We start from the raw sequence: 15,906 nt of genomic DNA, 5'->3' as shown, positions 1-15,906 counted from the left end.
TGGAATCACCTGTTTGCCGGGCATGGCCCGGAGGTTGCGTTTTGGAGCGGTTAGAGAAACACGTTTCTCCCTTGGTCCTGATCCAAACAGTGCGGTGCATGGAGTATCACGAGCGATGAGCATGGCCTGGAGTTCCTATCCTTTCACCACGGCGCACGATGAACTGCTGACCCCGGCGTGTCAACCACGGGTTGGCGCTGAAGGTCTGTTCCGCTATTTGAGCGGTCTGGGCCTGGAGGAGTTGCGGGCGCGACAGCGCGCCGCCGAGGCGACGATCCTCAACCTGGGGATCACCTTCACGGTCTATTCCCAGGGTGACAACATCGATCGCGCCTGGCCGTTCGACATCATTCCGCGTCTGATCCCGTTCAAGGAGTGGCAGACCGTGGAACGGGGATTGATTCAGCGCATGACCGCCCTGAATCTCTTCATCGGTGACATCTACGCCGAACAGCGCATCATCCGCGAAGGGGTCTTTCCGGGTGACTTGTTAGCCATGTCGCGCAATTTTCGTCCGCAGTGCGTGGGCATCAAGCCGGCGTTCGGGGTTTGGGCGCACATCTGTGGCAGCGATCTGATTCGCGACCGGGACGGTCGCATGCTGGTGCTGGAGGATAACTTGCGGGTGCCTTCCGGGGTTTCGTACATGCTGGAGAACCGCCAGATCACCAAGCGGGTCTTTCCGGAATTGTTCGGCACCCAGCGCATTCTGCCGGTGGATGACTATCCGGCCCGTCTTTACGACACCCTGGCCGCCCTGGCCCCGCCGGGACGCGATCCGCCGCGGGTGGTGGTGTTGACGCCGGGGATCTACAACTCCGCCTATTTCGAGCACGTCTATCTGGCCCAGCGCATGGGGTTGGAGTTGGTCGAGGGGCGCGACCTGGTGGTGGACGAGGACAACCGGGTGATGATGAAGACCATCTCCGGGCTGCAACAGGTGGATGTGATCTACCGGCGCGTCGATGATCTGTTTCTGGATTCCGAGGCGTTTCATCCCGATTCGCAACTGGGGGTGCCGGGGTTGATGCGCGCCTGGCGGAGCGGTCGGGTGGCGCTGGTCAACGCGCCGGGCGCCGGGGTGGCGGATGACAAGGTGGTTTATGCCCATGTGCCGGAGATGATCCGGTTTTATCTGGGCGAGGAGCCGATTCTCTCCAATGTCCAGACCTGGAAGTGTCATCTGGAGGATGAGCGGCGTTATGTGTTGGAGCATCTCGACCAGTTGGTGGTCAAGCCGGCCAACGAGTCGGGCGGGTATGGGATGTTGATCGGTCCCATGGCCTCGACTGCCGAGCGCGAGGCGATGGCCGAACGGATCCTGGCCGACCCGCGCAACTACATCGCCCAGCCGATGATTTCGCTCTCGACCGTGCCCACGTTGACCGAAAGCGATCTGCTGGAGCCGCGACATGTGGATCTGCGTCCGTTCATTCTCCAGGCCAAGGAGAGCGCGGTCACGGCGGGCGGGTTGACGCGCGTGGCGTTGCGCAAGGGTTCCCTGGTGGTCAACTCCTCGCAGGGCGGTGGCAGCAAGGATACCTGGATCGTGGCGACGGAGGAGTGACACCATGCTTTCGCGAGTGGCGGAAAACATCTATTGGATGGCGCGTTATCTGGAGCGGGCCGAGAACACCGCGCGGTTGGTGAGTGTCACCGGGACGCTGTTGTTGGATCAGCCGAGCGTGGGGCGCACCCAGGGTTGGAACCGGTTGGTGACCATCACCGGCGGCCACGATGCGTTCGCGGCCAGCGGCGCGCCGCCGGGCGAGGAGGGGGTGACGCGCTTTTTGTTGAGCGACACGAACAATCCCTCGTCGTTGTTCTCGTCGGTGGATTCCGCCCGCGAGAATCTGCGCACCATGCGCGACATTTTTCCGGTGAAGATGTGGGAGTGGCTCAACGACATGACCCTGTTTCTCAAGGAACAGGGCGCGTATGGGGTGGAGGCGGCCCATCGGCACGATTTTCTGAACGAGGTGATCGGGCGTTGTCAGACCCTGGTGGGGATTCTGATGGGCACGTTGTCGCGGGGTCCGGCGTTTGATTTTTTCAGCATGGGCCAGCACATGGAGCGGGCCGACATGTGTACCCGGATTCTGGATGTGGATGTGACCGCCGTGAAGTTTCACGACGGCATGGATCTGTTGTGGTTGAACCTGCTGCGATCGGTCTCCGGCGAGGCGATGTACCGGCGTTATATCAATCCGCGTGTGACTGGCGTGGATGTGGTGACCTTTCTGCTGCGTGACCGCCGTTTTCCGCGTGCGTTTGCTTACTGTCTGCGCGAGGTGGAGCGGTGTCTGGACACGTTGGACCACAACGCGCTGGCGATCCAGTTGTTGAAACGGATGGAGCGGGAGGTGGATACCCAGGAGGTTGCGGCGTTGATCGAAAGCGGACCAGGCGCCTTCATGGACGCCTTGCAGCAGGAGTTGCAGAAGCTGCATGAGATCATGGATGCGATCTATTTTTGAGTGTTGTTTCAGCCCCCGAACCTCTGCCTGGGACCGGCCTGCTCCTCGGCAGAGGTTCGGGGGCAGTGCCTTCGAGGTTTTGTTTCTGACTTTGCTTGTGATTTTTTTCGCGGACCCCCCGAAGGGAAGAGTACGGTGTGAACAGCCCGGGTCATCCTGAATTTTGAGAATGCGCGGATAAGGGGTTGAATGTTCGTTGCGGATGGATTATTATCGTCTGATTTTATGTTCCCGGAAAGGATCGGGAACAGGTTTGATCAGGGTCCATTGTCCGGTTTCGGAAACAAAAGGAGGAGTGATCTTCTGTGAGGATTGACGTTTACGACAATAATGTGGATCAGGCCATTCGGGTTCTGAAAAAGAAGATGATCCGGGAAGGCATGTTTCGGGAGATGAAGAAGCGCAAGTTCTTCGAGAAACCTTCCGAGCGCAAACGCCGGAAAAAAGCCGAGGCGGTCCGCCGTCTGCGCAAGAAGATCCGGCGCTCCTCCGTGGCGGGTGGTTCGTCCTAGACCACGCTTCTTTTCGACCGCGAAACTCCCCAGGGGAGTCGCACGGATGGGGAAGCACAACGTCAATCCCATCTCGATCGTGGCGTTCCCGTCAGGGAATCCACGATCCGAAGGGTGAAGGGGGTTCCCCCGTCAGGCAGGTTGCCGTGGCGTTTCCGTCAGGAAAATCCACGGTCGGAGCGGTGAACGGGGCTATCCCCATCATGCATGTTTGTGAGAACCTGCCTGGGGGATCGGCACGCCAACCACGCTCTCGTGGGAGCGGATTCCCCCCAGGAATCCGTGGTGCGGGTTCGTGGGGAATTCATCCCCGCTTCGCGCACCAACGCAAGCGGTCGCCATGAGCTTTGTCGCAAGCGAAGATCTCCAGCCCTCGGACTCGGGTTGGAGATCTTCTTTATTTTGGCGCCTTCTGCTCAACACTCCACGACGTGGAACATTCATGCACCGTGCGCGCGACTAAAATTTCCAATAAGAACAAACCAATCATCCTGGTCGTGGATGACACCCCGGAAAACATCGATGTGTTGAAAGGGGCGCTGATCGATCACTACCAGGTTCGTCCCGCCCCGAACGGCGCCATTGCCCTGCGTGCCGCCCGTGTCCAGCCCTTGCCCGATCTGGTTCTGCTCGACATCATGATGCCCGGCATGGACGGCTACGAGGTGTGTCGTCGGCTCAAGGAAGATCCGGTCACCAGCGCCATTCCCGTCATCTTCGTCACCGCCAAATCCGAGGTCGAGGACGAATTGAACGGGCTCTCCCTGGGCGCGGTCGATTACATCATCAAACCGTTCAGCATCCCCATCGTTCTGGCGCGGGTGACCACCCATCTGGCCTTGCGCAAGGCCCATCGCGAGCTGGACGACCGCAACCGTTTCCTCTCCGAGGAGCGCGAGCTGATCGAACAGATCATCGTCAAGATGCGTCGCGCGGATCGCCTCGACGACCGTTATCTGCGTTGTCTGGTCACGCCGGTGGAGACCACGGCGGGTGATCAACTGCTCGCCTCGTTTGCTCCGGATGGTCGTCAACTGGTGCTGCTTGGGGATTTTACCGGTCACGGACTCACCGCCGCCATCGGCGGACCGCTGGTGGGGCATCTGTTCATCTCCGGGGTCAAGCGTGGCGAATCGGGGGGGGATCTTCTCAAGGAGATCAACCAGCAGCTCAACGCCCGCATGCCCACGGGGATCTTTTTCGGGGCCTGTCTGGCGGAGATCTCCGCGGACCGGCGTCAGGCCCGGCTCTGGAATGCCGCCATGCCGGATATTCCGCGTCTGCGCGGGGATGCGGTTCTGGACCGTTTCTCCTCGAACATGCTGGCCCTGGGGATCGTTCCCTGGAGCGAGGATCCTGAGCCGATGACCATCGACCTGGAGCCGGAGGATCGGATCTATCTGTATTCGGACGGCATCATCGAGGCGATCGACGCCAACGAGGTGCCGTTCGGAGACGAACGGTTGGAGGAGACCTTGATCCACATCGTGGCCCAGGGGACCCCTCTGGAGCTGTTGATCGACCGTCTGAACGCCCATGCCGGCAAGAGCACCCACGATGACGACATCACCCTGGCCGAGATCCGGGCCGGGTAGCGGGATGGACGTATCCCCTCGAACCTTATCCATTCGGAGCCGCGCCAAGGAGGAGGCATGAACGAAGCCGTGATCCGTTGGATCAGCGGGCCGGTGTTGCGAGCCACCACCCGCGCGCCGTTTTGCATTCACGAATCGGTCCATGTCGGCGGGAGAGGGTTGCTCGGCGAGGTGATCCGCATGCGGGACGACGAGATCACCGTGCAGCTCTTCGAGGATGGCACCGGACTCAAGCCCGGCGACGCGGTGGTGGGTCGGGGTACGCCGTTGTCGGTGCGGCTCGGACCGGGCCTGCTGGGTAACATCTTCGATGGTCTGCTGCGTTCGTTGGGAGGCGAGGGACGGGATTTTCTCGTGCCCGGACGGTTCCAACTGCCGCCGGGACGCTTCCTTTTCACGCCGAGGGTCGAGCCGGGCCGGATCTTGAAGGGCGGGGATGGTTTCGGCGTGGCGCGCGTTCTGGTCGAGGGGAGTGTGGAACAGCTCTGCCTGATCCCGCCGGACAAGGCCGGGGAGGTGATTTCGGTGGCGTCCGCCGGGGAGTATGACGACCTGGCCTGCGTCTGCCAACTGCGTGACGGGCGCGGCGAGGCGATCGAGATCGCCATGAGCCATGCATGGCCGGTACGCCATCCCCGTCCGGTGGCCAGGCGTCTGCCGGTCGGACCGCCGCTTCTGACCGGACAGAGAATCCTCGACACCCTGTTTCCCGTGGCGCGCGGCGGCAAGGCGATGGTGCCGGGTGGTTTCGGCACCGGCAAGACCGTGCTGTTGGAGACCATCGCCAAGTGGTGCGACGCGGATGTGATCGTCTATCTGGGCTGCGGCGAGCGCGGCAACGAGATGGCGGGCGTTCTGGACGAGTTCCCCAGGCTTGAGGATCCACGCACCGGTCGTCCGCTCATGGAGCGGATGGTGGTGATCGCCAACACCTCCAACATGCCGGTCGCCGCCCGCGAGGCGAGCGTCTATACGGGCATCACGGTGGCGGAATACTTTCGCGATCAAGGGTTGAAGGTGGCCCTGATGGCCGATTCGACCAGCCGATGGGCCGAGGCGCTGCGCGAGGTGTCGGGACGGCTCGGGGAGTTGCCCGGCGAGGCCGGTTATCCGGCCTATCTGAGCACCCGGCTGGCCGAGTTCTACGAACGGGCGGCGCGGGTGACCACCTTGTCGGGCAAGAGCGGCTCCCTGACCGTGATGGGGGCGGTGAGTCCCCCTTCCAGCGACTTTTCCGAGCCGGTCACCACCCAGACCAAGCGCTATGTGCGCAACTTCTGGGCGCTGGACCGCAAACGCGCCCAGGCGCGCTTCTATCCGGCCATCGATCCGATCGCCTCCTACTCCGAGGACGCCGAGGCCCTGGCTGCCTGGTGGAGCCACGAAGGGGCGCCGGCCTGGGCCAATCACCGTCGTCGTTTCCTCACCCTTTTGGAAGAGCAGACCCGTTTGGAACGCATGGCGCGCATCCTGGGCAAGGATGCGCTTCCGCCCGCCCAGCGGTTGACGCTGCTTTGCGCCGAGTTGGTGAATGAAGGGTTCCTGCGCCAGTCGGCCTTCGCGCCCAAGGATCGGTACGCCTCGCCGCGCAGGCAGATCCGCATGATGGGGTTGCTGATCCGTTTCATGGAGCGTGCCGAGGCCGCGGTATCCGCCGGGGTCGCGGTGGAGCGGATCGCGGGCTTGTCGGTGACGCGGCGTCTGCAACGCATGGGCGAGGAGATCGGCGAGGAGGAGTTCGAGCGTTTCGACGCCCTGGATGGTCTGCTGGAGGCCGATTTCGCCACCTTGAACGCCGCTTCCGGCGGGGAGGGAGGGTCATGACGCGCCATGTGGGGGATTTGAGCCTCGAGGAGGCGGTGACCCGCATCGAGGGGCCGCTGCTTTTCGTGCGGCGCACGGTGGAGGTGGGGCTCAACGATGCCGTGGAGGTGATCGGCGTCGATGGCCGGGTGCGTCTTGGACGGGTCGCCGCGCTGGATGAGTCGTTCATGACCATCGAGACCCTGGAGTCCACCTCCGGGCTCTCCATGGCCGGAACGCGCATCCGGCTGATCGGCGAGCCGATCACCTTCTCCCTGGGACCGGGAATCCTGGGTCGGGTGTTCGACGGGGTGGGACGGGTGGCCGATGGTGGTCCGCCGGTGGCGGAGCTGGTCAAGGCGCCCATCGACGGGGCGATCATCAACCCCTTGCGTCGCGCCAAACCCGAGGATTTCATCGAAACCGGCATCTCGGCCATCGACACCCTCGACAGCCTGGTGCGCGGTCAGAAACTGCCGATCTTCTCCGCCGGCGGTCTGCCGCACAACCGATTGGCCGTCGAGATCGCCCTTCATGCCCGCTTGCGCGCCACCTTTCGGGATGGGGCGCGCGCTGCGGAGCGTGAAGTCTCCGAAGATTCGGGTACGGTTGGCGAAACAGCCCCGTTCGCCATCGTGTTCGCCGGGATCGGCGTGCCGTTCGATCAGGCCGAGGCGTTCCGGCTGGCCCTCGAGGAGGGGGGTGCCCTCGGCCATACCGCGTTGTTCTTGAACCTGGCCTCGGATTCGAGCGCCCAGCGGCTGCTTACGCCCCGTTTCGCCCTGACCGCTGCCGAATATCTGGCCTATCACGAGGGGCGGCACGTTCTGGTGATCATCACCGACATGACCAACTACTGCGAGGCGTTGCGCGAGGTGTCGGCCAGTCACGGCGAGATCCCGAGTCGCAAGGGGTATCCGGGTTACATGTATTCCGATCTGGCCACCCTCTACGAGCGTGCCGGTCGCATCCACGGGCGTCCGGGTTCGGTGACGCAGATCCCGATTCTGACCATGCCCTCCGACGACATCACCCATCCGATCCCGGATCTCACCGGCTACATCACCGAAGGGCAGATCACCCTCGATCGCAAGCTCGACCGCGCCGGCATCCATCCGCCCATCGGGGTGTTGCCGAGTCTCTCCCGTCTCATGAAGGATGGCATCGGCGCGGGGTTCACCCATGCCGATCATCCGGCACTGGCCAATCAGCTTTATGCCGCCTATGCCCGCGCCATGGGGGCGCGGTTGCTGTCCAGCGTGGTGGGCGCCGAGGGATTGACCACCACGGACCGGCTTTTTCTGGAGTTCGGGCAGGGGTTCGAGCGACGTTTCATCGCCCAACCCGAGGGGGCGCGCACGTTGGAAGAGAGCATGGCCATCGGCTGGGAGTTGCTGAAGATCCTGCCGGTCACGGAGCTGACCCGTCTGTCCGACGAACAGATTCAACGCTACCTGCGTTCGGAATCCTGACCCGATGGAGATCACCCCTACCCGCGGCGCATTGCTGGAGAGTCGCGACGACCGGCAGGTGATGCGCGAGGGGTATCGTTTTCTCGACGAGAAACGGCTGCTGCTTGCTTCCGAGATCATGCGTCAGTTCACCGATTATCGCCGTCTGCATGCCGAACATCGGGACTGCCATCGCCAGGCGGTCGCCGCATTGGCCGACGCGGTGACCCTGCATGGCCTGCACGGATTGCAGCTGGTGTCGGTCCGGGCGCGGGAGACGACGCGCATCGAGCGGCGGGAACGGATGTTTTTCGGCGTGCCGTTGGTGGATGAGGTGCGGTTGGTGGCGGGGAGCGGAGGGGTGGGCGGTGGTGGCGCGGCAGCCGTGACGGCAGGGGTGCGGCGCTGCGCGGAGCTGTTTGTGGAGTTGCTGCGCGCCTCGGCGGTGTTGGCCGGAGTGGCGGGCAATCTGCACCGGTTGCTGGCCGAGTACCGTCGCACCGAACGGCGTGCCCGCGCCCTGGAGGATGTCATTCTGCCGGAGCTGGACGAGGCGATCCACGAGATGGAGATCCGACTGGAGGAGCTGGATCAGGAAGAGGCGATCCGCGTGCGTCTGGGCGGAAGATCAGAGTCCGATGGGTGACGTTGTCGGTCCTTTCTAACCGGTGGTCAAAGAGTCCACGAGCCGGGCATCCGGGATGAACGGTTGGGTGTTTTTCAAGAAACGGATCACCCCCTGAACCTGTTTTTCAGAGACCATGGGCGCTTGAATCCGGCGCAACTCCTGACCAGGGGCGATGAACAGACCATCTCCCTGGCCGAGCAGATTTTCCGCGCCACCCACATCCAGGATGATGCGGGAATCCATTTTTGAGGTCACCTTGAATGCCAGGCGAGCCGGAATGTTGGATTTGATCAATCCGGTCATCACGTCGCGGCTGGGTCGCTGGGTCGCCAGAACGAGGTGGATCCCGGCGGCCCGCCCCATCTGGGCCAGGCGCACTAGGGGTTCTTCCACGGCCTTTCCGCTTTGCAACATCAGATCCGCCAATTCGTCGATCACGACCAACAGCAAGGGAGGCGGTGCCGGGGTCACCTCCTGCTCCGGATTTCGTAACGGATCACGATAGAGGTCCTGCCATCCTTGCAGGTTGCGCACGCCGATTCCATTCATGGCCTGGTAACGGGCTTCCATCTCTCCGGTCAACCAGTGCAGACTGTTGCGGGCCTGGCGTACTTCGGTGACGATCGGACCCAACAGGTGTGGGGTCCCCTCGTACAGGGAGAACTCATTCCGTTTCGGGTCGATCAGCAAAATTCGCGCCTCGGTCAAGCGGGCGCGCAGCATCACGCCACACAAAATGCCATGCAGCATGACCGATTTTCCGGAACGGGTGGTTCCGGCAATCAAAAGATGAGGAAGGAGTTCCAGATTTTCCAGAATGGGTTCACCCAGAGTATCCACCCCCAAGGGAATCAGCAGAGGTTCGGGGGTTTCGCGGGCGTGCCGGGATGCCAGAATGCGTCGGAGGGGAATGGTGGATCGTTTCGGCTTGGGAATTTCGATGCCGATCACGCCATGGTGAAACAAGGGATCGATACGGAGTCCGGGACAGGTGAGAGCCAGGGAGAGTTCAGGCTCCAGAGTGGTCACGCGGCTCAACCGGACCCCTGGTGCCGGAGACCATTTGAAGGTCATGAGAATCGGGCCGGAATCCACACCCACCAGATGACCGCGCACATGGAAATCGTTGAGCGTGCGTGTGATCGAATCCGTCAATTGCGTGATCTGATTGGGATCGTCATCTGGTTCAGGGGTGTCGTCGGGTGGCAACAAGGAGAGGGGCGGATGGGGTGGAGGGACGATGTCGTCCGGGTCGTGAACGGCGATGTTGAAATGGCTGACCAGTGCCTGCATACCTTCGGAGAATCCTTGTCCTATCGCGTTGAGACGCCAGGAATTCTCTTTGCGGTAGATCTTCAAGAAGAGTATGGCGCGCTCCCCATGGGTGAACAGATTGCCCGGCAGGGTCAATTGCCCTGTGATCGAATCTCCCTGAATCAGAAAAATATCAATACTGGCGATGTTTGAGAAGTTTTTCGGAGCTTCCACGCTGGCGGCGAACACGAGAGAGGCGATGGCGTCGGGAAGGGCGGAGAGGTTGATTTCGAAACCATCCTGACTTGCCGTTGGGACGGCTAGGGCGATGCCACCACAGGGGGAGACGGGTTGGTTGAAAAAGATCATGTAGCGATCATCGTGGACCCGGTTTTGTTCGTCCGTGCCGAGACAGAGACAATCCACGGAGAGATTCGTGGCCTCGAAGCGCATGCCGATCACGAAAGGCACGTTCGGATCCACCAATTGAGTGAGCTGGAGGCGTTGCCCGCTTTGCAGAATCATGTTGGGACTCGTGGATGTTGAAAAGAAATGGTCATGAAAATGGAGAGATCTTGTTTTTTGGTCGGATGTGGTCTCTGCGGGCTTGGATGATTGCGACTGCCTGAAGACCATGCTATCGCGTAAAAGAGTTCCGGGCAATTTTTCTGTTGTTTTTTTGAGCGATTCAGGATGGGGGAAAAGGGTTTGGGACCGGGGCGTGGTCATCCGGTCCAGAGGCAAGGGGTGGGGATGGGGCTCGTGTTTGCCGTGGAACGCCCAAGGGAGCCCCACGACAAACGCCGCGCGGGCCCCCTTGAAGTGATTTGAACGTGGGATTTGGATGGCTTCAGGCCGCGCCACCCTTGCCGGGGGTGATGGCCGCCGCGGCCATGGCCACGTTGCGGCTGCGCTCCATGGACTGCTGGGCCAGGTAATCGTCGCCGTAACGCTTGATGTTGCTATTTTCGTCGTCATACTGCCGGAAATGGCGCTCCTCGTCCATCACCAGCGATTCGAACAGCTTGCGGCTGATCGAATCGGCTCCGCACTGCATCGATGCCGTGTTGTAATCCTCGACGCTCTCCTCTTCCATCCGACGGGCCTTGTCGAGCATCTGTTTGACATCCTGGACGGTCTCCACCCCTTTCGAGGGCTTCATCACCACATCGCCCTTGAGAAACAGGATCCGTTCCGCCAGTCGTTCGATGTGCATCATCTCCTCGATGGCGGTGCGGCGGAAGAGTCCGGCCAGAAGATCCAGCCCCTGATCGTCGCAGTGGAAATGGAAGTACATGTATTGATGTACCGCGGAGAGTTCATCCGCGACCGCCGTGTTGAGCAGTTCGACGCTTTTTTTGTACATGGGGGTTGTCTCCGGTCTGACTGATGGTGGATGATCTCATGGTGGCAATGCGCATGAGACTCATGATTGTTCAGTCATATAAGGTATCTCTGAACAGGCAAAACGCGCAAGGCGATAAGTAGCCAATGCCCAGTGGATCGTGTAGATTATTCGACCCATGGGATGGGACTTGGCAATGGGTGAGGTTTGGACTTTTGCAGTCAAGGGGGAGCATCGCATGAAAAAAAGAGTGTATGGGCGTCGTCAGGTTCTTCAGGGCGCGGCCTTGGGATTGGCCGGCCTGTTGCTGGCGCCGCAGGCGTTCGCCGAGGCGAAAAAGGGGGAGTTGACGCTGCTCACCTGGCCGGATTATATCGATCCGGAGGTGATCGCGGCCTTCGAGAAGAAACAGGGCGTGACGGTGCGACTGATTTTCTTCGAGAGCGATCAGGAGCGCGATCAACATATCGTGCGCAAGGGCAGCGACGCTTTCGACGTCATTGTGGTCAACCGGGCGCATCTCCCTTTCTACGCCAAGCAGGGGTGGCTGACGCCGATTGACAAGGGAGGGCTCAAACAGTTCGCCCACCTGGATCCACGCTGGGTCCCCGAGGTGGATCCAGCCGGCAAACTGCCGGGCATCCCCTATTTTTGGGGAAACATCGGCCTGGCCTATCGCGACGACAAGGTGACGAACAAACCGGAGAGCTGGATGGATTTCTTCCGTCCCGCCGAAGCGCTGCGCGGGCGCATCCAGGCCATGGAGTCGGATCGGGAACTGGTCGGCATGGCGTTGAAGGCGCTGGGGTTCTCGGTCAACAGCGAGGAGAACGTCGAGTTGTTGGCCGCCGAGGCGCTGCTCAAGGAGCAGCAACCCCATGTCATGAGTTACCGCTACACCGATCTGACCGTCGAGGCTCCGCTGGTCAAGGGCGAGGCGTGGATGGCCATGGTTTTCAATGGCGACGCCTTGAAACTCAGCGAGTTCCAACCCGCGATCCGTTATCTTCACCCGCGCGAGGGGAGCGTGTTGTGGATCGATGATCTGGTGATCGGCGGCGGGAGCAAACGGCGTGATCTGGCCCTGGCTTTCATCGACCATCTGTCCGAACCGGGCATGGCCGCGCGCAACGCGGAGTCGCTGCACTTCGCCACGCCCAACAGGACGGCCATGCAACAGGTCTCCAAAGCCTATCTGAACGATCCGATCATCTTTCCGCCCGAGGAGGTGTGGGGGCTCTCCGAGACCATTCGTCCGTTGGCGCCACGCATGCAGAGGCGGGTCAACGACATCGTGTCGCGGTTGTTCCAGCCATGACCCATCCGTCCGGGGATCGGGAGCCTGAGGTCGTCGGGGGCGAGCGTGCCGACGTGCGCCGGAATCTGCAACTGCGTCTGGCGCTGCTGGTCTTGCCGCTGCTGATGATCTCCCTCGCGACCCTGGGCTATCTGGCCTTCGACGAACTGCGCGACTCCCGTTTGGAGGGGGCGCGCGTCGAATTGAAAAACGCGCTCGATCACGCCAGAAACGCCATTCTGTACCGCATGGAGGCGCTGCACTCCCATCTGGAGGTGTTTACCCGTTCCGAAATTCTGGAAAAGTATCTCGATATCGAAGACGAGCAGGAGCGTTACACCCTGTTGCAGCCCTCCTTGATTCGTCTTTTTTCCGGTTACCAAAGGGCGATCGGGGCCTATTTCGAAGTGCGACTGCTGCTCCCGGATGGCTATGAGGACACCCGCGTCACCTCGTTCGAGTTGCCGAACCTCTCCGAGATGGAGGGGGACTCCCCCTTTTTTCAGGAGTTGACCCGTCATCCGCACGCCCCCTATCACCGCATGGCCATCCATCCGGACAACGGGGAGTGGGTGGTAATGGCCGGCAAGGCGCTCCTGACCCTGAGCAAGGCGGGATTGCGCCTTACCGAGCGCGGATCCCCGCGCGGCTATCTGGCGGTGAGCATGCGGGCATCCTTTCTCGCCGATCTGGCGGAGCGGCGGCACATCGGTCGGGATGGCGGGTATCTGATCGCCGATGGCGCGGGACGGATCCATTTCGCCTACCGCAAGGAGTTGGTGAACGATTCCCTTCCGGAGTTTCCGCTCGGTCAGGCGCATGGGGACCTTTCGCGGCTCGAGCCGCGCGAGGTGATGTTGCGCGGCGAGCGGGTTCTGGCGTTGGGGGTGGCGGTGGAACCGGATCTGGTGGTTGTGGCGGTGGAGCACCTGGAGGAGATCTATCGCGACACCGACGCGTTGTTGCTCACCACGCTTCTGGTCGGGATGGGCGCCACACTGGTGATGGGTCTGGCGATTCTCTATTTTCTCCAGCGTCTGGTGGTGCGACCACTGCGCAAGCTGCGCCAGGTAAGCGGACGCATCGGCGGCGGGGATCTGGCGACACCGGTTCCGGTTCTGGGTCAGGACGAGATCGGTCAGGTGGCCGCGGCCATGGAGAAGATGCGTTTCAAGCTCTCCGGGCTTTACGACGATCTGGCCAGCGCCCGTGATCAGGCCGAGAGCGCCAACCGCGCCAAAAGCGCCTTTCTGGCCAACATGAGCCATGAACTGCGCACGCCGATGAACGCCATCCTGGGCATGAGTCAGCTGCTCATGAACGGGGATCTTGCCCCGCGCCAGAGGGAGATGTTGGGGAAGATTCACGGAGCGGCCCGTTCCCTGACGCGCATGATCACGGATTTGTTGGATTTCTCCCGCATCGAGTCCGATCGGTTGGAGTTGGCGGTGGTGGCGTTTCGACTTGAGGATGTGTGGTGCGGGGTGGAACGCCCCTGCGAGGCGCGCGCCCTGGAAAAGGGGGTGACCTTGAGTTATCGGCAGGTCGGGGAGCTTCCCGATCGTCTGGTGGGGGATTGTCACCGCTTGCGGCAGGTGTTGTTCAATCTGGTGGACAATGCCGTGAAGTTCACCGACCGGGGTTGGGTGCGGGTCGAGGTCTCCGAGGTCGAACGAATCAGCGAGGAGGTGGTGGTACGCTTCGAGGTGGCCGACAGCGGTATCGGCATGACGACCGAGGGATGCAGGCTGCTTTTCGAGCGGTTCACTCAGGGGGATGGTTCCGCCGCGCGTCGGCATGGGGGCACTGGTCTGGGGTTGGCGTTGAGTCAGGCGTTGGTGAACCGCATGGGTGGGACGATCGGGGTCGAGAGCGTTCCGGGCGAGGGGAGCCGATTCTGGTTCACGGTCCGGTTGAGACGCTCCACGGGCACCGAATCGCCGCCGCCGGAAGAGATCGCGGGCGGCGAGGAGGTTCTTGCGGTTCCAGCGGAACCTGTTCCCGGCGATGAATCCGCCGTGCGGCAGACCCCATCCGCCACGGGGCTGGACATGACCCTGGCCCGTTCCCTGGTCAAGCCGTTGCGGGATCGACAGCCTAAATTGTGTCTTGAGATCCTGGAACGTCTGGAGGCTTCCAATCCGGGAGATGAGATGGTGGGCGATATGATCCGACTGGTGAAGCGTTATCGATTGAAGGAAGCGGAACAGCGGTTGGAATCATGGCTTGACGGTGTGGAGCGGGCATGATATCGATCCAGAAAATCTCGCAAGAGCGATTGACCGGTATTTATTTTCGTTAGAAGATGCTGGACGTGATTCTCCCCGTTTCCGAGGAGCGCGTCGGGGTTGAGTGTCTTTGGGAATCCATCATCATCCACGGGGAGAGTCAGCATGAAGATCGGGCAACGGGTATTCAAGGACGGCATGATCCATGCCGGGGCATTGCGGGAGTTGGCTGGGATCGATCCCGATCTGGTGCTGGTGTTCGGCGCGGCGGCATCCTTTGCCCGAGGTGACTTGCATGCCGGGTTGCGGGCGTCGTTTCCGACCGCCCGACTGGCGGGCTGCTCCACGGCGGGGGAGATCGCCGGCGAAGAGGTGCACGATGGCGCGCTGGTGGTGACCGCGATCCGCTTCGAGGCCACGGCGTTGCGACTGGTGAGCGAACGGGTCGCGGCGATGGAAGAGTCGGAGGCCGCCGGCGGTCGGATCGGGGAGCGGTTGAACGGTCCGGATCTGCGCGCGATCCTGTTGTTTTCCAAGGGACTCGGCGTGAACGGCAGTGCGATCATCGGCGGGATCACCTCCCGCATCGACGCTTCGGTGGCGGTCACCGGGGGGCTGGCCGGGGATGGCGGGGCGTTTCAACGTACCTGGGTGCTCGACGACGACGGCGTACACGATGATGGTGTGGTCGGCATCGGCCTGTATGGCGACGCGGTGCGGGTGGGGTATGGATCCTATGGCGGCTGGGAGCCGTTCGGACCGGCGCGACGGGTGACCCGTTGCGCGGGCAACGTGCTTTTCGAACTCGACGGCGAGCCGGCGCTCAACGTTTACAAGCGCTATCTGGGCGATTATGCCAAGGATCTGCCTGCCTCGGGATTGCTCTTCCCCTTCGAGATGCTTGGCGAGGATCATGGCCGCCTGGGTCTGATCCGCACCATCCTCGGCATCGACGAGCAGGCCGGAAGTCTGGTGCTGGCGGGCGACATCGATCCGCATGGCTATCTGCGTCTGATGCACGCCTCCACCGATGCCCTGGTGAACGGCGCCGAGACTGCCGCCGAGACCACCCGCGACATGGTGCGCGACTGTGGTGCCGGTTTGGCGGTGCTGGTGAGCTGCGTGGGTCGCAAGCTGGTGATGGGCGATCATGTGGACGAGGAGGTGGAGGTGGTGGCCGAGGCCCTGGCCGAGGGGACTGTGACCACCGGATTCTACTCCTATGGCGAGATCAGCCCGTTCTCGACCACCACAGAGTGCAAGCTGCACAACCAGACCATGACGATCACTTTTGTTGCCGAGGACGCGCATTAAGA

At 61.9% G+C, this 15,906-nt stretch carries 11 protein-coding genes and 1 pseudogene; 10 read left to right on the top strand and 2 right to left on the bottom strand.

The genetic code is table 11. The features are described from left to right. The first annotated feature begins 115 nt into the window (after positions 1–115). From ACOY6C_RS08355 to ACOY6C_RS08325, 7 genes and pseudogenes are all read left to right on the top strand, one after another. Positions 116–1,567, top strand: coding sequence for a circularly permuted type 2 ATP-grasp protein (locus tag ACOY6C_RS08355; RefSeq protein WP_420905022.1), 1,452 nt, complete (start codon positions 116–118; stop codon positions 1,565–1,567). Positions 1,568–1,571: 4 nt separating this feature from the next. Beyond that, a complete protein-coding gene (locus tag ACOY6C_RS08350; RefSeq protein WP_420905021.1) occupies positions 1,572–2,477 on the top strand; it encodes an alpha-E domain-containing protein in 906 nt (301 codons plus the stop codon). 305 nt (positions 2,478–2,782) lie between these two features. Then, positions 2,783–2,980 (top strand): annotated as a pseudogene (gene rpsU / locus ACOY6C_RS08345) (30S ribosomal protein S21); the annotation flags it as partial. A gap of 458 nt (positions 2,981–3,438) precedes the next feature. After that, complete coding sequence (locus tag ACOY6C_RS08340; RefSeq protein WP_420905020.1) at positions 3,439–4,584, top strand: SpoIIE family protein phosphatase; 1,146 nt, start codon at positions 3,439–3,441, stop codon at positions 4,582–4,584. Between the two features lie 57 nt (positions 4,585–4,641). Next, on the top strand, positions 4,642–6,408 hold the full coding sequence (locus ACOY6C_RS08335) for a V-type ATP synthase subunit A (RefSeq protein ID WP_420905019.1): 1,767 nt from the start codon (positions 4,642–4,644) through the stop codon (positions 6,406–6,408). Continuing rightward, positions 6,405–7,859 (top strand): V-type ATP synthase subunit B, encoded by a 1,455-nt coding sequence (locus ACOY6C_RS08330; protein WP_420905018.1) that lies wholly within the window; start codon positions 6,405–6,407, stop codon positions 7,857–7,859. Before ACOY6C_RS08335 ends, ACOY6C_RS08330 begins: the two co-directional genes overlap by 4 nt. 4 nt (positions 7,860–7,863) lie before the next feature. After that, the gene (locus ACOY6C_RS08325; protein WP_420905017.1) at positions 7,864–8,484 is read left to right on the top strand and encodes a V-type ATP synthase subunit D; all 621 of its coding nucleotides are present in this window, start codon (positions 7,864–7,866) and stop codon (positions 8,482–8,484) included. 15 nt (positions 8,485–8,499) lie between these two features. On the opposite strand, the gene ACOY6C_RS08320 is transcribed toward ACOY6C_RS08325, so the two are convergent. Together ACOY6C_RS08320 and ACOY6C_RS08315 are read right to left on the bottom strand one after the other, a co-directional pair. Further along, positions 8,500–10,245: a DNA translocase FtsK gene (locus ACOY6C_RS08320; RefSeq protein WP_420905016.1), complete on the bottom strand. Its 1,746-nt coding sequence runs from the start codon at positions 10,243–10,245 to the stop codon at positions 8,500–8,502. Positions 10,246–10,570: 325 nt separating this feature from the next. After that, positions 10,571–11,086, bottom strand: a complete 516-nt coding sequence (locus ACOY6C_RS08315) for a ferritin-like domain-containing protein (protein ID WP_420905015.1) — start codon at positions 11,084–11,086, stop codon at positions 10,571–10,573. A gap of 217 nt (positions 11,087–11,303) precedes the next feature. Between ACOY6C_RS08315 and ACOY6C_RS08310 the strand changes: the two genes are divergently transcribed. The 3 genes from ACOY6C_RS08310 (at position 11,304) to ACOY6C_RS08300 (ending at position 15,904) form a co-directional block, all read left to right on the top strand. Further along, complete coding sequence (locus ACOY6C_RS08310) at positions 11,304–12,383, top strand: polyamine ABC transporter substrate-binding protein (protein ID WP_420905014.1); 1,080 nt, start codon at positions 11,304–11,306, stop codon at positions 12,381–12,383. Next, complete coding sequence (locus ACOY6C_RS08305) at positions 12,380–14,611, top strand: ATP-binding protein (RefSeq protein ID WP_420905013.1); 2,232 nt, start codon at positions 12,380–12,382, stop codon at positions 14,609–14,611. Before ACOY6C_RS08310 ends, ACOY6C_RS08305 begins: the two co-directional genes overlap by 4 nt. 144 nt (positions 14,612–14,755) lie before the next feature. Then, on the top strand, positions 14,756–15,904 hold the full coding sequence (locus ACOY6C_RS08300; RefSeq protein ID WP_420905012.1) for an FIST signal transduction protein: 1,149 nt from the start codon (positions 14,756–14,758) through the stop codon (positions 15,902–15,904). The last annotated feature ends 2 nt before the right edge of the window (positions 15,905–15,906 follow it).

It is taken from the genome of Candidatus Magnetaquiglobus chichijimensis, assembly GCF_045865675.1.
Lineage (GTDB): Bacteria > Pseudomonadota > Magnetococcia > Magnetococcales > Magnetaquicoccaceae > Magnetaquiglobus > Magnetaquiglobus chichijimensis.
Note: the sequence above shows the minus strand (reverse complement) of the source record. Positions and strands in the feature narration are given on the sequence as shown.

Bases quoted from the DNA above. Each gene is read 5' to 3' on its own strand.
- ACOY6C_RS08350 (WP_420905021.1), top strand. From the start codon at position 1,572: ATGCTTTCGCGAGTGGCGGAAAACATCTATTGGATGGCGCGTTATCTG.
- ACOY6C_RS08320 (WP_420905016.1), bottom strand. From the start codon at position 10,245: ATGATTCTGCAAAGCGGGCAACGCCTCCAGCTCACTCAATTGGTGGAT.
- ACOY6C_RS08305 (WP_420905013.1), top strand. From the start codon at position 12,380: ATGACCCATCCGTCCGGGGATCGGGAGCCTGAGGTCGTCGGGGGCGAG.
- ACOY6C_RS08310 (WP_420905014.1), top strand. From the start codon at position 11,304: ATGAAAAAAAGAGTGTATGGGCGTCGTCAGGTTCTTCAGGGCGCGGCC.
- ACOY6C_RS08300 (WP_420905012.1), top strand. From the start codon at position 14,756: ATGAAGATCGGGCAACGGGTATTCAAGGACGGCATGATCCATGCCGGG.
- ACOY6C_RS08325 (WP_420905017.1), top strand. From the start codon at position 7,864: ATGGAGATCACCCCTACCCGCGGCGCATTGCTGGAGAGTCGCGACGAC.
- ACOY6C_RS08355 (WP_420905022.1), top strand. From the start codon at position 116: ATGAGCATGGCCTGGAGTTCCTATCCTTTCACCACGGCGCACGATGAA.
- ACOY6C_RS08335 (WP_420905019.1), top strand. From the start codon at position 4,642: ATGAACGAAGCCGTGATCCGTTGGATCAGCGGGCCGGTGTTGCGAGCC.
- ACOY6C_RS08315 (WP_420905015.1), bottom strand. From the start codon at position 11,086: ATGTACAAAAAAAGCGTCGAACTGCTCAACACGGCGGTCGCGGATGAA.
- ACOY6C_RS08330 (WP_420905018.1), top strand. From the start codon at position 6,405: ATGACGCGCCATGTGGGGGATTTGAGCCTCGAGGAGGCGGTGACCCGC.